This window comes from Marinobacter sp. C1S70, from assembly GCF_000475355.1.
Lineage (GTDB): Bacteria > Pseudomonadota > Gammaproteobacteria > Pseudomonadales > Oleiphilaceae > Marinobacter > Marinobacter nauticus.
In genome coordinates this window covers 23,552-40,166 of sequence record NZ_AXBW01000009.1, presented here as the reverse complement: position 1 = coordinate 40,166, position 16,615 = coordinate 23,552, and the positions used below count along the sequence as shown (strand labels likewise).

Here is a 16,615-nt window from a genome sequence, read left to right as displayed (position 1 = left end):
CCTTAAGTCTTCTCAGTTTTTCCTGATTCTCAGAATCTTTCGATGTTCGCCCGGGCTGATGCCATGCCATCGCTGGTATGCCTTGTGAAATGCCGGAGGGTTGGCAAAGCCGAGCAGCCAGGCAATTTCTGCCAGCGAGCTGTCGGTTTCCTTCAAGTAATCCCAGGCCAGTTGTTGGCGGGTATTGTCCAGCAATTGCCGGAATCCACTGCCTTCTTCGGCCAGCTGTCGTTGCAGTGTCCAGGCTGTCAGGCCCATTTTGGCCGCCAGAGCTTCCAGTGACACCTTGCCTCCCACCAGCAGCGGCGCCATGTGATGACGGGCGCGATCGGCAATCCGCCAACCTCGCTGGATTCGCTGCAGTTCCTGTTCGCACAGACTCACCAGTTTCTCGTTCATGCCTTTCTGCGCGTGCGCCGGTACCAGTTCCCAGATTGTGTCCTTGATCCGGATATCGTTTGCCGGAGCCCCGAATTCCACAGGGCATCGGAACCAGCTCTCGAACAGGTCGTCCTGGCCAATAGATGGGTACTCAATCCGGACACGCTCCAGTACATCGTAGCGGCCGGTCATGTGTCGAATCAGTTGGGTCCAGGCGGCCAGCACAGAATCCACGACAAAATAGTTGTATTGGTTGTAGGGGCGAATGGAATAGAAGCTCACGGTTTTCATTGCGCGCTGAAAGCTGGGAGCCCCGCGGGAATTATGGCTGGTGAGGAGTGAATATCGCACCAGCAATTCAAGTGCCCCGGCGACTGTCCCGGCGGTTTCGGCGGCGAGCCCCGCCATGCCGGCGTCGACCGGGCGTGACAGCGCCCCCATGCGCAGCCCCAGCGCCGGATTCCCCGTGGCTTTGATAGCGGCGTGGCCCAGTCGCATGAATCTGGGGATGCTGATACGGGCATCGACAGCCGCCTGTTCCGGAGCGCTCAGATGGAACCGTGCTTTCAGCTGTTCCGCATCTCCACCTTCGGCAGCAACGGCCCGCAGTAGCACGGAGACATAGAGCAGGCTGATATCGCCCAGAGCATTCCGGGCCGGCGTTCGGGATTTGATCATGGGCCTATTATTGATGTTGTTCAGGGATAATCAAATGTTATTTTTGGATATTGTTGGCGCAGAGCAGGGTCGGTAGTGTTATGCCCATAACAAATGGGCGGATGTCCCGATACCTGATCAGATGAGGAGAATTTCATGACCACTGCTTCCGGCGAGAGCAAATACCCGAATCTTCTGAAGCCTCTTGATCTGGGCTTTACCACGTTACGCAACCGTACCCTGATGGGGTCCATGCACACCGGTCTTGAGGAAGTGAAAAACGGTTTTGAGCGCCTGGCTGCTTTCTACGCTGAGCGCGCCCGTGGCGGCGTTGGTCTTATCGTGACTGGTGGTATAGGCCCGAATACGGAAGGTGCGGTATTCCAGCATGCGGCCAAGATGAATACCGAGGAAGAGTCCGACAAGCACAAGGTCATCACCAAGGCGGTTCACGACGAAGGTGGCAAGATCTGTATGCAGATTCTGCATGCTGGCCGCTACGCCTACTCTCCGGAGCTGGTGGCACCCTCTGCTATTCAGGCGCCCATCAACCCTTTCAAACCCAGGGAGCTGGACGAAGCCGGTATCCAGAAGCAGATCGACGATTACGTGAATTGCGCCGCTCTTGCGCAGCGGGCCGGCTATGACGGTGTCGAGATCATGGGTTCTGAAGGTTACTTCATCAACCAGTTTATCGTCGCTCACACCAACCACCGCACCGACCAGTGGGGCGGCAGCTACGAGAACCGTATCCGTCTACCGCTGGAGATTGTGCGCCGGGTCCGTGAGCGGGTGGGTGAGAACTTTATTATCGTCTACCGGTTGTCCATGCTGGACCTGATTGAAGACGGCAGCACCTGGGAAGAAGTGGTTCACCTGGCCAAGGAAATCGAGAAAGCCGGAGCCACCATTATCAACACCGGTATCGGTTGGCACGAAGCCCGTGTTCCGACCATTGCCACCTCGGTGCCCCGGGCTGCATTTACCAAGGTAACAGCGCGCCTGAAGGGCGAGGTCAGCATTCCCCTTGTGACCACCAACCGGATTAACATGCCGGATGTCGCCGAAAAAGTCCTGGCGGACGGCGATGCCGACATGGTCTCCATGGCCCGGCCGTTCCTGGCGGATGCTGAGCTGGTGCTGAAGGCGGAGCAGGATCGTGCCGACGAGATCAACACCTGCATCGGCTGTAACCAGGCTTGTCTGGATCATACCTTCAGCGGCAAGCTGACCTCCTGCCTGGTCAACCCGCGGGCCTGCCATGAAACCGAGCTGGCTTACGTTAAAGCGGCGCAGCCCAAGTCCATCGCGGTAGTCGGTGCCGGCCCTGCGGGCCTGGCGTTTTCCACCGTGGCCGCGGAGCGTGGTCACAAGGTGACCCTGTTTGATGCCGGCAGCGAAGTCGGTGGCCAGTTCAACGTGGCCAAGCGTATTCCGGGCAAGGAGGAATTCTACGAAACCCTGCGTTATTTCCGGAAAATGCTCGACAAGACCGGGGTCGAGGTACGTCTGAATACCCGGGTTTCCGCCGAGGAACTCAAAGCGGGTGGTTTCGATGAAGTGGTTCTGGCTACTGGTGTGGAACCCCGTACTCCGGATATCGAGGGCATTGATCGCCCGAACGTTATCGGTTACCTCGACGCCCTGTTGGAGCGCAAGCCGGTGGGCCAGCGAGTGGCGGTGATCGGTGCCGGTGGTATCGGTTTTGATGTGTCCGAGTTTATTGTCCACAAGGGCGATTCTCCCTCGCTGAATACCGAACACTTCATGAAGGAGTGGGGCGTGGACCTGTCGGTAGAGCATCGTGGCGGTATACAGGGCGTTACGGCGGAAGTGCCGGCACCGGCTCGCGAGGTCTATCTGCTGCAGCGTAAGGCCTCCAAAGTGGGCAAGAATCTGGGCAAGACCACAGGCTGGATTCACAGAACCTCGCTGAAGAATCGCCATGTTCAGATGGTGCCGGGGGTGACTTATCGCAAGATCGACGATGAAGGTCTGCACATCACGGTTACGCCGAAAGGCTCGGAGCAGGGTGAGGACAAGATCCTGCCGGTGGATACCATCATTGTGTGTGCGGGTCAGGAGCCGCTTCGCGAACTGCAGGCCGGTGTTGAGGCAGCGGGCATTCCGGTACACCTGATTGGTGGCGCCGATGTGGCGGCAGAGCTGGATGCCAAGCGGGCCATTAACCAGGGTAGCCGGCTCGCTGCGGAGATTTGATCACAAATCGTTGCAGTTTTTCTCTGTGCTTCGGCACTTGTCTGGCTAGACTATGTCGGAAAGTGTTTGAATTGGAACCAAAGGGCGCTGGCGAGCGTCCGGAACTGAGATTCCCGGGGCACGGAGAAGGTTGATGGTAAATGCCAGCCAGGCCGCTGAAGGTTATTCGGCGGTATTTTTTATGGACGGTAGCCAGGTTGCCCGGCAGATGAGGCTGTCGGAATTTGGCGCTTTCCTGGATGGCTATGTTGGTCTGTCAGACCTGGCCGAGACTGATGTCCGGGCGGTTCTCGTCAATCTCAGCTCCGATCTGAATGTGCGTTCTCTGGTGTTCTTCCGCATCTGGTTTGATGAAGAGGGGCGCGCAGACAGCCACTGGAATGTCCCCATTGAAGCGCTGGCAGAGCAGGGCGCGAAAGGCCCCAACATGGGGGGCGGCCCTATCAGGCTGGTGTGTCGTAGTCAGTGTCCGGATCCGGAGTTTGCCAATGAACTCTGGGACCCGGACATGACCCCCGGAAACAACCATTTTCAGGCCATTCGCAAGGCGGTTGACGCCAATACTCTCCGTTTTCAGAAGATCGAGCCCGAAGAAGAGAATATCCCGGTACTCACTGCCCCGACCCCGCAATCGAATAGTGACGATGGTAGCCGTGACCGCGCGCGTCTGGCTCAGGTCCTCCGCGAGCAACGGCTCAGAATCAAGACGCTCCAGAGCGTCCATCGGGATTCACTGGCTGACCTTCAGCGTGAGCATCGCAATGAAATGCAGGGGCTGCGCAGTGAGCTGGCGGACCTGGAGCAGCGACACGAACGCCTGAAACTGACCAACGAGCAGTTGAAAAAACGCCTGTCCCAGCGCAATGAGCAATACCTCACCATGCAGGAGAAAATGGCGGAGGGCAGTGCCGAGCAGGGTAGGGAAGATGCCAACGCCAATGCCGAGACGGTGTTGCTGCGGGAACAGTTGGAGCGCAAACAGCGGGAGCTGGAATTGCGGGACGACAAGATTGTGGCGCTGGAACAGGAAAACCATGAACTTCGCCATCGCCAGCCGCCGGAAGATTCCCTGCTGGAGCAGCTGCGCACCCAGGCGGTATTCCTGGTAGCCTATCATCCCGGTGTCGGCCACCTTACATTGCCCTACGAAGACATAGACACTTACTTCGGTAACCCACTGGCCTATGCCGCAGAGCGCTGTGGCATGAATGAGCCTGCCTATCGGGAATGGCTCGCCCACTATGAACACCCCGTATGCAAACATGTTGATGACGAAGGCAAAGCCTGTGGCGAGCCCATCATGCGCGTGACCCAGCCTGCCGAATTCGAGCCCGGACAGGACGACCGCTGCGACCAGCACAAGGCCTGATCGGTATCTTTTTTCAGAATCTCCCCGAGTTTCGTTAAACTGTTTCCTGTTTCATTCAGAGACCACGGGACACTTCATGGACCAGTTCAGGAATATCGGCATCGTCGGGCGCATGGGTAGCGTCAAGGTGGTGGAATCTTTACGGCAGCTCAAGCAGTACCTTACCGCCAACAATTACCATGTGATCATCGAGGAAGACACTTCCACCATGATTCCGGGCCATGGTCTGCAGGTGGCCAGCAAGAAGCTCCTGGGTGAGATCTGTGATCTGGTGATCGTGGTCGGGGGCGATGGTAGCCTGCTGGGCGCCGCCAGGGAGTTGGCCAAGTCCAAGATTCCGATTCTTGGCGTGAACCGCGGCCGACTGGGGTTTCTGACCGATATCTCGCCGTCAGATCTTGAAGAGCGCCTGGCCCGGGTTCTTGAGGGCGATTACATCGAAGAGTCCCGGTTTTTGCTGGATGGTCACGTTGAGCGCAATGGCCAGCCATTGGGGTATGGCTCGGCACTCAACGATGTGGTTCTGCATCCGGGCAAATCCACGCGCATGATTGGCTTTGATCTGTTTATCGACGGTCATTTCGTCTACAGCCAGCGTTCAGATGGTTTGATTGTGGCGACGCCGACCGGCTCTACAGCCTACTCCCTGTCGGCTGGTGGCCCGATTATGCATCCGAAGCTGGATGCGGTGGTGCTGGTGCCCATGTTCCCCCACACCCTGAGCAGTCGGCCGATCGTGGTGGATGGTAAAAGCGAGATCAAACTGGTGATCGGCGAAACCAATGAGACCTATCCACAGGTCAGCTTCGATGGTCAGATGAACATTGCCTGTGCCCCGGGGGATATCATCAGAATCACCAAAAAACCATTCAAGATCCGTCTGATTCATCCCACCGATCACAATTTTTACGCGACCTGCCGGGACAAGCTGGGCTGGGCAAGCGAAATAGCAGCGAGTTGATCATGGCGGCAATCAAGACAACCGCACATCGCGGCTACGACGTTATTGGTGACATCCACGGCTGCGCCCATACCCTGGAGCGATTGCTGGAGCAGATGGGGTATCGGAAGCGGAACGGCATTTACCAGCACCCCAGCCGACAGGCCATTTTTATCGGCGATATTATTGATCGTGGGCCGAGAATCCGGGAAGCGTTGCACCTGGTGCGTGACATGGTGGAACATGGCTTTGCCCGAATTGTCATGGGCAACCACGAGTACAACGCACTGGGTTACTGCACCCGGGCACGGCCAGGCAGCGGCAAGAAATTTCTGAGGGAACACAATGCCCGCCACGATCGGCTGATCAAGGAAACCCTTGAGCAGTTTGATGCGTATCCACATGAATGGAACGAATTTCTGGAGTGGTTTTATAGCATTCCGCTGTTCATTGATGAGGATGGCTTCCGCGTGGTGCATGCCTGCTGGGATCAGACCCTGATTGATCAGTTCCGCCAGAGCCAGGGCGGCGCCTGTATCGACGAGGATTTCCTGCACGCCTCGGCGGCCATCGAATCCTTTGCCGGGCAGGTGATGGATACCCTGTTGCGCGGAACTGACCTGCGCCTGCCGGAAGGGATGTCCATTACGGGCCGGGATGGCTACGTCCGGCAGTTCTTCCGTACCAAGTTCTGGGCAGACGACCCGCAAACCTATGCAGATGTGGTGTTCCAGCCGGACCCGCTGCCGCCGGAGGTGGCCAGCAGGACTTTGCGCGAGGAGGAGCGCAAGCAGCTGATTACCTATCCACTGGACGCACCGCCGGTGTTTGTCGGGCATTACTGGATGGAGGGTGCCCCTGCTCCGCTCAAGCACAATGTGGCGTGTATTGATTTCAGCGCCGTGAAGTATGGCAAATTGGTGGCCTATCGGTTTGATGGGGAAAAAGTGCTCTCTTCGGACAAATTTGTCTGGGTTGATGTTGACCGGCCGGAGCAGCCCGATTACCCGACCAGCGAAGATAGTGTCGCCCGCTAACACCAGAGAGGTAGTTTTGGATAGTCCGTCGTCTTCTCCGATCACTCCTGGCGGCCGCTGGCAGCCGGCGCCCCGTCATGCCCCTTTTGTCTTTGGCGTCATCGTGGTTGCCGTGGTGATGGTATGGCTGACCGGCATGGGGCAGAGCAATTTTGCCGCCGCTATGATGATTGTCGACCCCCGGCCGTTCAGCTGGGATACCTTCAGCACACTGGCAGGGCGCCTGGAAGCGCTCTCTATCACCCTTTCGGGAGGCCAGGTCTGGAGGCTGCTGACGCCGGATTTCCTGCATTTCAGCTGGACCCATATCATCTTCAACTCGGTGATGCTCTGGTTCCTGGGCAGTCAGATCGAATGGATGGACGGCCGGGCACGGCTGGTAGGACTGTTTCTGGCCACCAGTCTGGCGTCCAATCTTCTACAGTATCTGGTGTCCGGCCCGCTGTTCGGCGGGCTCTCGGGGGTGGTGTACGGCATCCTCGGTTATTGCTGGTTGAGCCAGCGAAGACTGCCGCGTTTCCAATTCCCGCCGGCACTCGTGACCTTTGCGCTGGTGTGGATGATCATTGGCTTTACGCCAGTGCCGGAGATGATTGGCGTGGGTCGCATGGCCAATGAGGCACACCTGGGCGGCTTTCTGGCCGGGTTGGCGATGGCGGCGATCATGCCTCCTCGTCGATACCAACGCTGAAACAAAAAAAAGCCCCACCAAAAGGTGAGGCTGTTAAAAGAGCTTTTAGCTCCTGATGAGAGAGACCAAATGATACGACCGTTGTCATTTGGTGAATTAATGATAATCGTTATCATTTTTAATTGTCAAACGGTCTTGGCATTTTTTTATATGAAGAAACGTTCAGGAGGCGGGAATGACATACGAAGAACTGATTGAGCGGCTGGACCCGACGGTTTACCGCAACCTGAAACGGGCCATTGAGCTTGGTAAATGGCCAGATGGTCGCGCGCTGACCCGTGAGCAGCGCGCTATCAGCCTGGAAGCGGTGATTTATTATGAAGAAAAGGACAACATCCCGGAAGAACAGCGAGTGGGATACCTGGACCGTGGCGAGAAAGCCGGTACCGCTTGCGATCCGTCTGTGCAGTTCCGAAAAGATCGCCAGGGCAACAACGATGTGGACCCCGATCAGTTTGTTGAGGTCAAGGTTTGAGCGAATCCATTGATGTAACCGGCCGGCTCCGCAAGATGCCGGCCCAGGCCGGCGACCCGGTGGCCTATAACCTGGCCGTGGGCGACAGCCGCATTGTACTGAATGACCTTATTGGTCATAAGCTCCGGCTGAATTTTGATGGCGTGATTCGCTGTATTCATTGCGATCGCACCACCAAAAAGAGTTTCAATCAGGGCTACTGCTATCCGTGTTTCCGAAAGCTGGCCGCCTGCGACAGCTGCATCATGAGCCCGGAAAAATGCCACTATCACCTGGGTACCTGCCGGGAGCCGGAGTGGGGCGAGGCCAACTGCATGGTTGAACATGTTGTGTATCTGGCCAATTCCAGCGGCTTGAAAGTGGGTATAACACGGGCCACCCAGGTACCGACCCGCTGGATTGATCAGGGGGCGGTAACGGCGATACCGATGCTGCGGGTCGCCAGCCGTTACCTGTCTGGTCTGGTGGAAGTGGCGTGCAAGAACCACGTGGCCGACCGCACCAACTGGCGAGCCATGCTAAAGGGTGATGTGCCGGAGCTGGATCTGGTGCAGGAGCGTGAGCGCCTGTTGGACTTGATCGCAGGCGACCTGGCGCAATTGCGGGCGCAGCATGGTGAAGACAGCATACGAATTGTGGACGAAGCCACACTTGGGCTGGGTTATCCGGTTCAGGTATGGCCGGCCAAGGTGAAAACCCATAATCTGGACAAAACGCCGGAAGTGGAAGGCTTGCTGGAGGGTATCAAAGGCCAGTATCTGATGCTCGACACCGGTGTAATCAATATCCGCAAATTTACCGGCTATGAAGTCCGGTTCCGGGTTCTTGACTGAATCCGCCATGTCTTTTCTCTGGAGAGTGTGAATGCGAACCAACCAGCCACAAACCATTTACCTGAGTGAATACAAGGTTCCTGCGTATCTGGTTGATCAGGTGGATCTGCGTTTTGAATTATTTGAAGACGGCGCCCGTGTGCACAGTACCCTGACTGTGCGCCGCAACCCGGACTCCGGGGAGAGCGCTGCCCCTCTGTTTCTGCACGGTGATAGTCTGCAACTGGAATCGGTTGCCCTGAATGGCTCGCCTCTGGGCACTGGTGAGTTCGAAGACCGTGGCGATGCGCTGGTCGTGCCCTCGGTGCCGGAAGAATTCGAGCTGCAGGTAGTCACCTGGATCGAACCTCAGAACAACACCCGGCTGGAAGGTTTGTACAAGTCCTCCGGTATGTTCTGCACTCAGTGCGAGGCGGAAGGATTTCGCTGCATTACCTTCTATCCGGACCGGCCGGATGTCATGGCGCGCTTCCGTACCCGTATCGAGGCAGACAAAAGCGCCTATCCCGTGCTGCTCTCCAATGGTAACCCGGTGGACAAGGGCGAGTTGGAAAACGGTCGCCATTTTGTCACCTGGGAAGACCCGTTCCCCAAGCCCGCCTATCTATTTGCCTTGGTGGCCGGGGACCTGGTGGAGAAAAAGGATAGCTTCACCACCTGTTCCGGTCGCAACATCGATCTGCGCATGTATGTGGAGCCCCGCAACGCGAAAAAGTGTGATTTCGCCATGGATGCCCTCAAGCGTTCCATGCGCTGGGACGAAGAGGTCTACGGGCGGGAGTACGACCTGGATATCTTCATGATCGTGGCGGTGGACGACTTCAACATGGGCGCCATGGAAAACAAGGGGCTGAATATTTTCAACTCTTCGTGCGTGCTGGCCAGTCAGGAGACCGCCACGGACGCCGCTTTCCAGCGTATCGAGGCCATCGTCGCCCACGAATATTTCCATAACTGGTCCGGCAACCGTGTCACCTGTCGAGACTGGTTCCAACTGAGCCTTAAGGAAGGCTTTACGGTGTTCCGGGATTCCCAGTTCTCTGCCGATATGGGATCGCCGACCGTGAAACGAATCGAAGATGCCACACTGCTGCGCACAGCACAGTTTGCCGAGGATGCCGGCCCCATGGCCCACCCGGTGCGCCCGGCGTCTTACATGGAGATCTCCAACTTCTATACCCTGACCATCTACGAAAAGGGTGCCGAAGTGGTTCGGATGATCCACAACCTCCTTGGTGACGAGATGTTCCGTAAGGGCAGCGATCTGTACTTCCAGCGCCATGACGGGCAGGCGGTCACCACCGATGATTTTGTTCGCGCTATGGAAGACGCCTCCGGGCGGGACCTGGGCCAGTTCCGGCTATGGTATGAGCAAGCCGGCACGCCGGTGGTTTCGGTGTCTGATGAGTACGACGAGTCGAGCGGTATCTATCGGCTTACCGTGCGCCAGAGTATTCCTGACACGCCAGGCCAGACCGGCAAGAAGCCGCAGCATATTCCATTTGCGCTCGGCCTTCTGGGCGCCGACGGGCAGCCTCTGCCCCTGAAGCTGAGTGGTGAGAGTGGCGAAGCGCCTCTGGAGCGGGTGCTGGAGCTGAGCCAGGCGGAACACTGCTTTGAGTTTGAGGGCCTGTCGGAGCGCCCGGTACCTTCTCTGCTGAGAGATTTTTCTGCCCCCGTGCGGGTGCACTACCCCTGGACGCGGGAGCAACTACTGTTCCTGATGAGCCATGATCCGGACGGTTTTAACCGCTGGGACGCAGGTCAGCGCCTGGCCGTGGACGTTATTCAGTCTCTGGTGGGGGCTCCGGAGTCTGCCGGGGTGGAGCCGCGCCTGGTGGATGCTTATCGGTCGTTGCTGCAGGACAGCGAGCTGGATCAGGCTCTGATGGCAAAGATGCTGCAGTTGCCTTCAGAGGCCTATCTCATTGAGCTGGCGGAGCAGGCTGATGTTGCTGCCATTCACCAGGCCCGTGAAAAGGTGCTTGGTTATTTGGCTGAAGGCCTGCGGGATGAACTCATGGTCTGTTATCGGCGCAACGCCGGGCAGGGCGATTACCAGCTGACGCCTGAGGCCATTGCCCGCCGCAGTCTCCGTAACACCGCGCTGGGCTGGTTGCTGCATATTGGTGATCAGGAAGCGCTGGCGCTGGCCAAAGAGCAGTTCCGGGGCGCTGATAACATGACGGATCGGCTCGGCGCACTGCGAGCGTTGGTGAATTCTGATTTCGCGGAAGATCGAACACAGGCCCTGGAAGCCTTTTACAAGCGATTCAGCGACGACCCGCAAGTGGTAGAGTTGTGGTTCTCGGTGCAGGCTTCCAGCGATCGTGCAGGTCAGCTGCCGCAGATACGGCAGTTGCTCGATCACCCGGCGTTTGACTGGAAGAATCCGAACAAGGTGCGCTCTGTCGTGGGTGCCTTTGCGGCCCAGAACCTGGCGGCATTCCACAATCCTGACGGCAGCGGGTATGAATTCCTTGCCGAGCAGGTATGCCGACTGGATGACAGCAATCCCCAGATTGCGGCGCGACTGGTGGCACCGCTGACCCGTTGGCGGAAGTTCGCTCCCGGGTATAGCAAACAGATGAAATCGGCACTGGAGCGGATTCGCGATAAAGCCGAGTTGTCCAGAGACGTGTATGAAGTAGTACACAAGAGCCTGGCAGACTGACGCCGGAGCCTGGCCCCGCGACTGATGCCGTGGGGCCCTTTGTCTGGCTGTGATTGTAAAGCCGTCGTCACAGCCGGATACAAAATCGCACTTTCGGTCGATAGACAATGTTGCCGGATCGGCTAATCTGTCAGAAAGTCTGCGATTGCATCAGACGATAACAAAAAGGCCCACAGAGGCTTCCAGACGGATTTAAGGTTGCACAATGAGATACAACAAAAACGTTTTGTTTGGCGGGTTGCTGGCTCTGTCCTTTGCTGCTTCGCCACTTCAGGCGGCAGTGTCTTCATCCGAGGCAGCGCGCCTTGGCCAGGATCTCACCCCGTTCGGTTCACCCAAGGCCGGTAACGATGCCGGCACCATTCCGGCGTGGGATGGCGGCCTGACGGAGCCGCCGGCTGGCTACGAAGGCAGCGGGCAGCACCATATCAATCCATTCCCTGACGACGAAGTGCTGTTTACCATTACAGCCTCCAACATGGATCAGTACAGCGAGTATCTGACCGATGGCGTCCGGGCGATGCTGGAAACCTACCCGACCACCTTCCGCATACCCGTGTATCAGTCCCGGCGTACCCACGCGGTGCCCGAATGGGTGGCTGAAAACACCCGTAAGAACGCGGTGAATGCCGAGATTGTAGGTGAGGCAGAGGGTATTGAGGGTGCCTTTGGTGGCTATCCTTTCCCGATTCTTCACGGCAATAACGAAGAAAAGGCCTGGCAGGTAATCTGGAACCACCTGACCCGTTGGCGCGGTGTGTCTGTCACCCGGCGCTCCAGTGAGGTGGCGGTTCAGACCAACGGCGACTACAGCCTGGTGACCTCTCAGCAGGAAGCGTTCTTCAACTTCTACAACCCTGAGGGTGGTGAAGAAGATCTGGACAACGTGATCTTCTACTATCTGTCGTTCACTCAGTCGCCACCCCGTCTTGCCGGTGGCGCCATTCTGATTCACGAAACCCTGAACCAGATCATCAATCCGCGCAATGGCTGGGGCTATAACGCTGGTCAACGTCGTGTCCGCCGAGCTCCGAACCTGGGCTACGACTCACCGATTGCGGCCTCTGATAACCTGCGTACCGCTGATGACACCGATATCTTCAACGGTGCCATGGACCGCTATAACTGGGATTACGAAGGTGTTCGGGAAATCTACATTCCCTACAACAACTACCGAATCGGTGAGAAGGGAACGCCTTACTCTGAAATTCTGGGTATGTCCCACCTCAATCCTGATCTGACCCGCTGGGAGCTGCACCGCGTGCACGTGGTCGAAGCGACCCTCAAGGAAGGTGAGCGTCACATCTATGGTAAGCGTCGCTTCTATGTGGATGAAGACAGCTGGAACACCGTATTGCTCGACCAGTATGACGGTCGCGGCAATCTCTGGCGTGTGACCATGGGTATTCCCAAGAACTACTACGAGTTGCCGGGAGTTTGGACGGTGCTTGATGTGTATCACGATCTCCAGGCCCGTAGATATCACGTGTTGGGTCTGGATACCGAAGAGCCGAATACCCGTGTATTTACCAATGATGTACCAAACACACGGTACTTCTCGCCAGCTTCTTTGCGCAGGCGAAGCGTACGCTGAGGCTTCGGCGCCGGTTTGATCCGGCGCCTGAGGCCACAAGCAGGATGTCGACCGGCGGCCCAGGGGGCTGCCGGTTTGTTTGCGAAGGCTGCTGCCAGTCGTGCAGCAGGCGCATCAGGATTTAACCAACGTAAAGGCAATCTGAATGGCTAAAAGGTTCATGTGCGAGACACTGGGAACTGCCTGCCTTGGCCTCTCTATGGCACTGGCAGCTCCAGCGGCATTTGCACTCGCGGATATTATCGAGACACCGGCGAGGCCAACAGAACTGGCTCCCCAGTCACTACTGACCGACGCAACCCGCGCAGGCGATCGAATCGTGTCAGTGGGTGAGCGTGGGCACGTAATCTATTCCGACGATCAGGGCCAGTCGTGGACGCAGGCCGAGGTGCCGGTGGCGGTCACCTTGACCGCCGTTGATTTTGGCACCGAGCAGCATGGCTGGGTGGTTGGCCACAGCGGTGTTGTGCTGCATTCCAGCGATTCCGGGGAGACCTGGGAGCTGCAGCTCGATGGTATTCAGGCCGCCGAGCTGGTGATTGCCAGCAAGGAAGACCAGATTGCTGAGCTGGAAGAGCGCATTGAACAGGCTCCGGAAGAAGAGAAGGCTGACCTGGAGTGGGCGCTTGACGATCTGTTCTTCGCCCTCGAAAACACCCAGGCAGATATGGAAATCGGGCCGGTTAACCCGTTCCTTGATGTCTGGTTCGAAGACGAGAACCACGGTTTTGTGGTGGGTGCCTATGGCATGATTCTGCGAACCCAGGATGGTGGGCAGACCTGGGAAGACTGGGCGCCGAAACTCGAAAACCCAACCAACTTCCACTACAACAGCATTACCGAGGTAGCCGGTGGCGCGCTGGTGGTGGTCGGTGAAGCTGGTCAGATTCACGTATCTGTTGACGGCGGAGAATCCTGGGAGAAGCGGGAAAGCCCTTACGACGGCTCCCTGTTTGGCGTCACCGGAACCGGGCGGGTGAACGAGGTGCTGGCGTTCGGCTTGCGGGGCAACACTCTGCTGTCGACCGATCTTGGCCGCAGCTGGACCATGGTGCCCAATGAGGGTGGCGCCACCCTGAATAACGCGGCGGTGGCCGAGGATGGACGCATTACCCTGGTGGGAAATGGCGGCGCAGTGCTGATGAGCACCAACAATGGTGAAAGCTTCCGCCCCTACTTCCGCAATGACCGGGAAGGTGTCATGGGTGTGGTTCCATTGCCGGGAACCAATCTATTGCTGGTCGGCGAAGGCGGTGTTGAGATTACCGACGCTCGCGGCCGGAACCTGAATTAACGCCCTGGTGTGGCATCAACGGATTAATGGATAGAGGGGTTTTTTAATGTCTGACCCGATGCATGACAGGGGTGAACATTACCTGACAACGCCCAAGGCGGAACCGTTCCTTGAGCGTTTACTTTTCAACAACCGGGCGCTGATCCTGATCGCCTTTTTTGTGCTGACGCTGTTTCTTGGCTACAACGCTATCAAGATCCAGCCGGATGCCAGTTTTGAGCGGATGATTCCGCTGGAGCATCCGTACGTCGTCAACATGCTGGATCACCGGGACGACCTAGACAACCTGGGTAACTTTGTCCGGATTGCGGTTGCCGTGGAAGAAGGCGACATCTTTACTGCCGAATACATGGAAACCCTCAAGCAGATCACCGATGAGGTGTTCTATCTGAATGGGGTGGACCGTTCCGGCCTGAAAACCTTGTGGACATCGAACGTTCGCTGGGTAGAGGTTACCGAGCAGGGCTTCCAGGGCGGTACTGTGATTCCGGATGGCTACGATGGCTCCCGGGAGAGTCTGGAGCAGCTGCGCCAGAACGTATTGCGTTCGAACGAAGTGGGCCGTCTGATTTCAGACAACTTCAAATCCACGATTGTGTATGCGCCACTGTATGAGAAAAATCCGGAAACCGGCGAGGCTCTGGATTACGCAGCATTCTCCCGTGAGCTGGAAGAGAAGATCCGGGAGAAGTACGAAGCACAGAATCCGAACGTCAATATCCACATTGTTGGTTTCGCCAAGAAAGTCGGGGACCTGATTGAAGGCATCGGCTCCATTGCCTGGTTTGCCGGCATTACCATTCTGCTGACCACGCTGCTGCTGTTCTGGTATTCCCGCTGCATCGCCGGAACCCTGGTGCCGATCTTTACCTCAATCATTGCCGTGTTCTGGCAGTTGGGGGCCCTGCGGCTGCTGGGCTATGGCCTGGATCCATACTCGGTACTGGTGCCGTTTCTGGTGTTCGCGATCGGTATCAGTCATGGTGTTCAGATCGTTAATGCCATGGCGGTTGAGTCGGCCAAAGGTTTCGATGCCGTCACCTCAGCACGTCTAGCGTTCCGGGCTCTTTATATTCCGGGCATGCTGGCGCTGATTTCTGATGCTGTCGGCTTCCTCACGTTGGTGTTTATTGAAATCGACGTTATTCGTGATCTGGCTGTGGCGGCCGGTCTGGGTGTGGCGTTCGTCATTATCACCAACCTGGTGCTGCACGTTCTGATCATGTCTTACATCGGCATCTCCAAAGGCGGTGTCCAGCATGTTCAGAATCATGGTGAAAAGCAGGACCGCAAGTGGCGGGTCATGTCCTACTTCTCCCATCCGGGGGTTGCGCCGATTTCCCTGCTGATCGCGGTGATCGGCCTGGGGCTGGGCATGTACTACAAGCAGGACCTGAAAGTGGGGGACCTGGACCAGGGTGCGCCCGAATTGCGCCCGGATTCCCGCTACAACAAGGATAACGCCTACATCATCAACAATTATTCCACCAGTGCAGACGTGCTTGTGGTGATGGTGAAGACCCCGGAAGAACAATGTACCCAGTACAACGTACTCCGGGCCATGGACAGTCTGCAGTGGGAGCTGCAGAACACTCCGGGTGTGCAGAGCTCCGCCTCCCTGGCTGATGTCTCCAAGCTGGTTACCAAGGCTCTGAACGAGGGTAACTGGAAGTGGTACGAGATTTCCCGCAACCAGACCATCATCAATGCCTCCATTCGTGACGCGCCGGCAGGTTTGATTAATACCAACTGCAGCCTCACGCCGGTTCTGGTGTTCCTGGAAGATCACAAGGCGGAAACTCTGGAAACGGTAGTCGAGCGGGTCGAACAGTTCGCCGATGCCAACAGCAACGAAGAGCATACCTTCCTGCTGGCAGCTGGTAACGCCGGTATCGAAGCGGCGACTAACGAGGTGATCTCGAACGCCAAGGACATGATGCTGCTGCTGGTGTATGGCGTAGTGAGTTTGCTCTGCTTCCTGACCTTCCGCTCCATCCGGGCTGTGGCCTGTATTGTGATTCCGCTGGGCCTGACCTCCATCCTGTGTGAGGCGATCATGGCGGTGTCCGGTATCGGCATCAAGGTGGCCACGCTGCCGGTGATTGCGTTGGGTGTGGGTATCGGTGTGGACTACGGTATCTATATCTACAGCAAACTTGAAAAGTTCCTGCTGGAGGGTAAGACGCTGCAGGAGGCGTACTATGAAACCCTGCGCTCCACCGGTAAGGCGGTTATCTTTACCGGTGTGACTCTGGGTCTTGGTGTTGTGACCTGGATATTCTCTCCGATCAAGTTCCAGGCGGACATGGGCTTCCTGCTGTTCTTCATGTTCCTGTGGAACATGGTAGGGGCAATTTGGCTGCTGCCGGCCCTGGCGAGATTCCTGCTTCGCCCGGACAAGATGCTGGCGAAAGCACGGGCTGCGAAGTCCTGAAAATCGCCCTGAACCA

12 protein-coding genes are annotated in these 16,615 nt (G+C 57.3%); 11 read left to right on the top strand and 1 reads right to left on the bottom strand.

Translation table 11 applies throughout. The annotated features are described in order from the left end of the window. Positions 1–12 precede the first annotated feature (12 nt). The gene (locus Q669_RS01390; protein WP_022990951.1) at positions 13–1,059 is read right to left on the bottom strand and encodes an AraC family transcriptional regulator; all 1,047 of its coding nucleotides are present in this window, start codon (positions 1,057–1,059) and stop codon (positions 13–15) included. Between the two features lie 135 nt (positions 1,060–1,194). On the opposite strand from Q669_RS01390, the gene Q669_RS01385 reads away from it, so the two are divergent. The 11 genes from Q669_RS01385 to Q669_RS01335 all read left to right on the top strand — a co-directional run bounded on the left by Q669_RS01385 (position 1,195) and on the right by Q669_RS01335 (position 16,599). Next, entirely contained in the window at positions 1,195–3,258 is a 2,064-nt protein-coding gene (locus tag Q669_RS01385; protein ID WP_022990950.1) for an NADPH-dependent 2,4-dienoyl-CoA reductase, read from the top strand. Positions 3,259–3,391: 133 nt separating this feature from the next. Beyond that, complete coding sequence (locus Q669_RS01380; RefSeq protein ID WP_022990949.1) at positions 3,392–4,627, top strand: DNA repair ATPase; 1,236 nt, start codon at positions 3,392–3,394, stop codon at positions 4,625–4,627. 76 nt (positions 4,628–4,703) lie between these two features. Then, complete coding sequence (locus Q669_RS01375; RefSeq protein WP_011785545.1) at positions 4,704–5,588, top strand: NAD(+) kinase; 885 nt, start codon at positions 4,704–4,706, stop codon at positions 5,586–5,588. A 2-nt stretch (positions 5,589–5,590) separates the two neighbouring features. Then, positions 5,591–6,604 carry a metallophosphoesterase gene (locus tag Q669_RS01370; RefSeq protein WP_011785544.1) on the top strand — a complete coding sequence of 338 codons (1,014 nt, stop codon included), beginning with the start codon at positions 5,591–5,593 and terminating at the stop codon, positions 6,602–6,604. Positions 6,605–6,620: 16 nt separating this feature from the next. Then, the gene (locus Q669_RS01365; RefSeq protein WP_022990947.1) at positions 6,621–7,295 is read left to right on the top strand and encodes a rhomboid family intramembrane serine protease; all 675 of its coding nucleotides are present in this window, start codon (positions 6,621–6,623) and stop codon (positions 7,293–7,295) included. A gap of 175 nt (positions 7,296–7,470) precedes the next feature. Continuing rightward, positions 7,471–7,770, top strand: a complete 300-nt coding sequence (locus Q669_RS01360) for a YeaC family protein (protein WP_022990946.1) — start codon at positions 7,471–7,473, stop codon at positions 7,768–7,770. Continuing rightward, positions 7,767–8,603 (top strand): DUF2797 domain-containing protein, encoded by an 837-nt coding sequence (locus tag Q669_RS01355; protein WP_022990945.1) that lies wholly within the window; start codon positions 7,767–7,769, stop codon positions 8,601–8,603. The genes Q669_RS01360 and Q669_RS01355 overlap by 4 nt, the downstream gene beginning before the upstream one ends. Before the next feature lie 31 nt (positions 8,604–8,634). Further along, positions 8,635–11,277 carry an aminopeptidase N gene (gene pepN, locus Q669_RS01350; protein ID WP_022990944.1) on the top strand — a complete coding sequence of 881 codons (2,643 nt, stop codon included), beginning with the start codon at positions 8,635–8,637 and terminating at the stop codon, positions 11,275–11,277. A 205-nt stretch (positions 11,278–11,482) separates the two neighbouring features. After that, positions 11,483–12,871, top strand: coding sequence for a DUF1329 domain-containing protein (locus Q669_RS01345; protein WP_011785539.1), 1,389 nt, complete (start codon positions 11,483–11,485; stop codon positions 12,869–12,871). 145 nt (positions 12,872–13,016) lie between these two features. Then, positions 13,017–14,165: a WD40/YVTN/BNR-like repeat-containing protein gene (locus tag Q669_RS01340; protein WP_022990943.1), complete on the top strand. Its 1,149-nt coding sequence runs from the start codon at positions 13,017–13,019 to the stop codon at positions 14,163–14,165. A 46-nt stretch (positions 14,166–14,211) separates the two neighbouring features. After that, complete coding sequence (locus Q669_RS01335) at positions 14,212–16,599, top strand: efflux RND transporter permease subunit (RefSeq protein WP_022990942.1); 2,388 nt, start codon at positions 14,212–14,214, stop codon at positions 16,597–16,599. The last annotated feature ends 16 nt before the right edge of the window (positions 16,600–16,615 follow it).

Bases quoted from the DNA above. Each gene is read 5' to 3' on its own strand.
- Q669_RS01390 (WP_022990951.1), bottom strand. From the start codon at position 1,059: ATGATCAAATCCCGAACGCCGGCCCGGAATGCTCTGGGCGATATCAGC.
- Q669_RS01385 (WP_022990950.1), top strand. From the start codon at position 1,195: ATGACCACTGCTTCCGGCGAGAGCAAATACCCGAATCTTCTGAAGCCT.
- Q669_RS01380 (WP_022990949.1), top strand. From the start codon at position 3,392: ATGGTAAATGCCAGCCAGGCCGCTGAAGGTTATTCGGCGGTATTTTTT.
- Q669_RS01375 (WP_011785545.1), top strand. From the start codon at position 4,704: ATGGACCAGTTCAGGAATATCGGCATCGTCGGGCGCATGGGTAGCGTC.
- Q669_RS01370 (WP_011785544.1), top strand. From the start codon at position 5,591: ATGGCGGCAATCAAGACAACCGCACATCGCGGCTACGACGTTATTGGT.
- Q669_RS01360 (WP_022990946.1), top strand. From the start codon at position 7,471: ATGACATACGAAGAACTGATTGAGCGGCTGGACCCGACGGTTTACCGC.
- pepN (WP_022990944.1), top strand. From the start codon at position 8,635: ATGCGAACCAACCAGCCACAAACCATTTACCTGAGTGAATACAAGGTT.
- Q669_RS01345 (WP_011785539.1), top strand. From the start codon at position 11,483: ATGAGATACAACAAAAACGTTTTGTTTGGCGGGTTGCTGGCTCTGTCC.
- Q669_RS01340 (WP_022990943.1), top strand. From the start codon at position 13,017: ATGGCTAAAAGGTTCATGTGCGAGACACTGGGAACTGCCTGCCTTGGC.
- Q669_RS01335 (WP_022990942.1), top strand. From the start codon at position 14,212: ATGTCTGACCCGATGCATGACAGGGGTGAACATTACCTGACAACGCCC.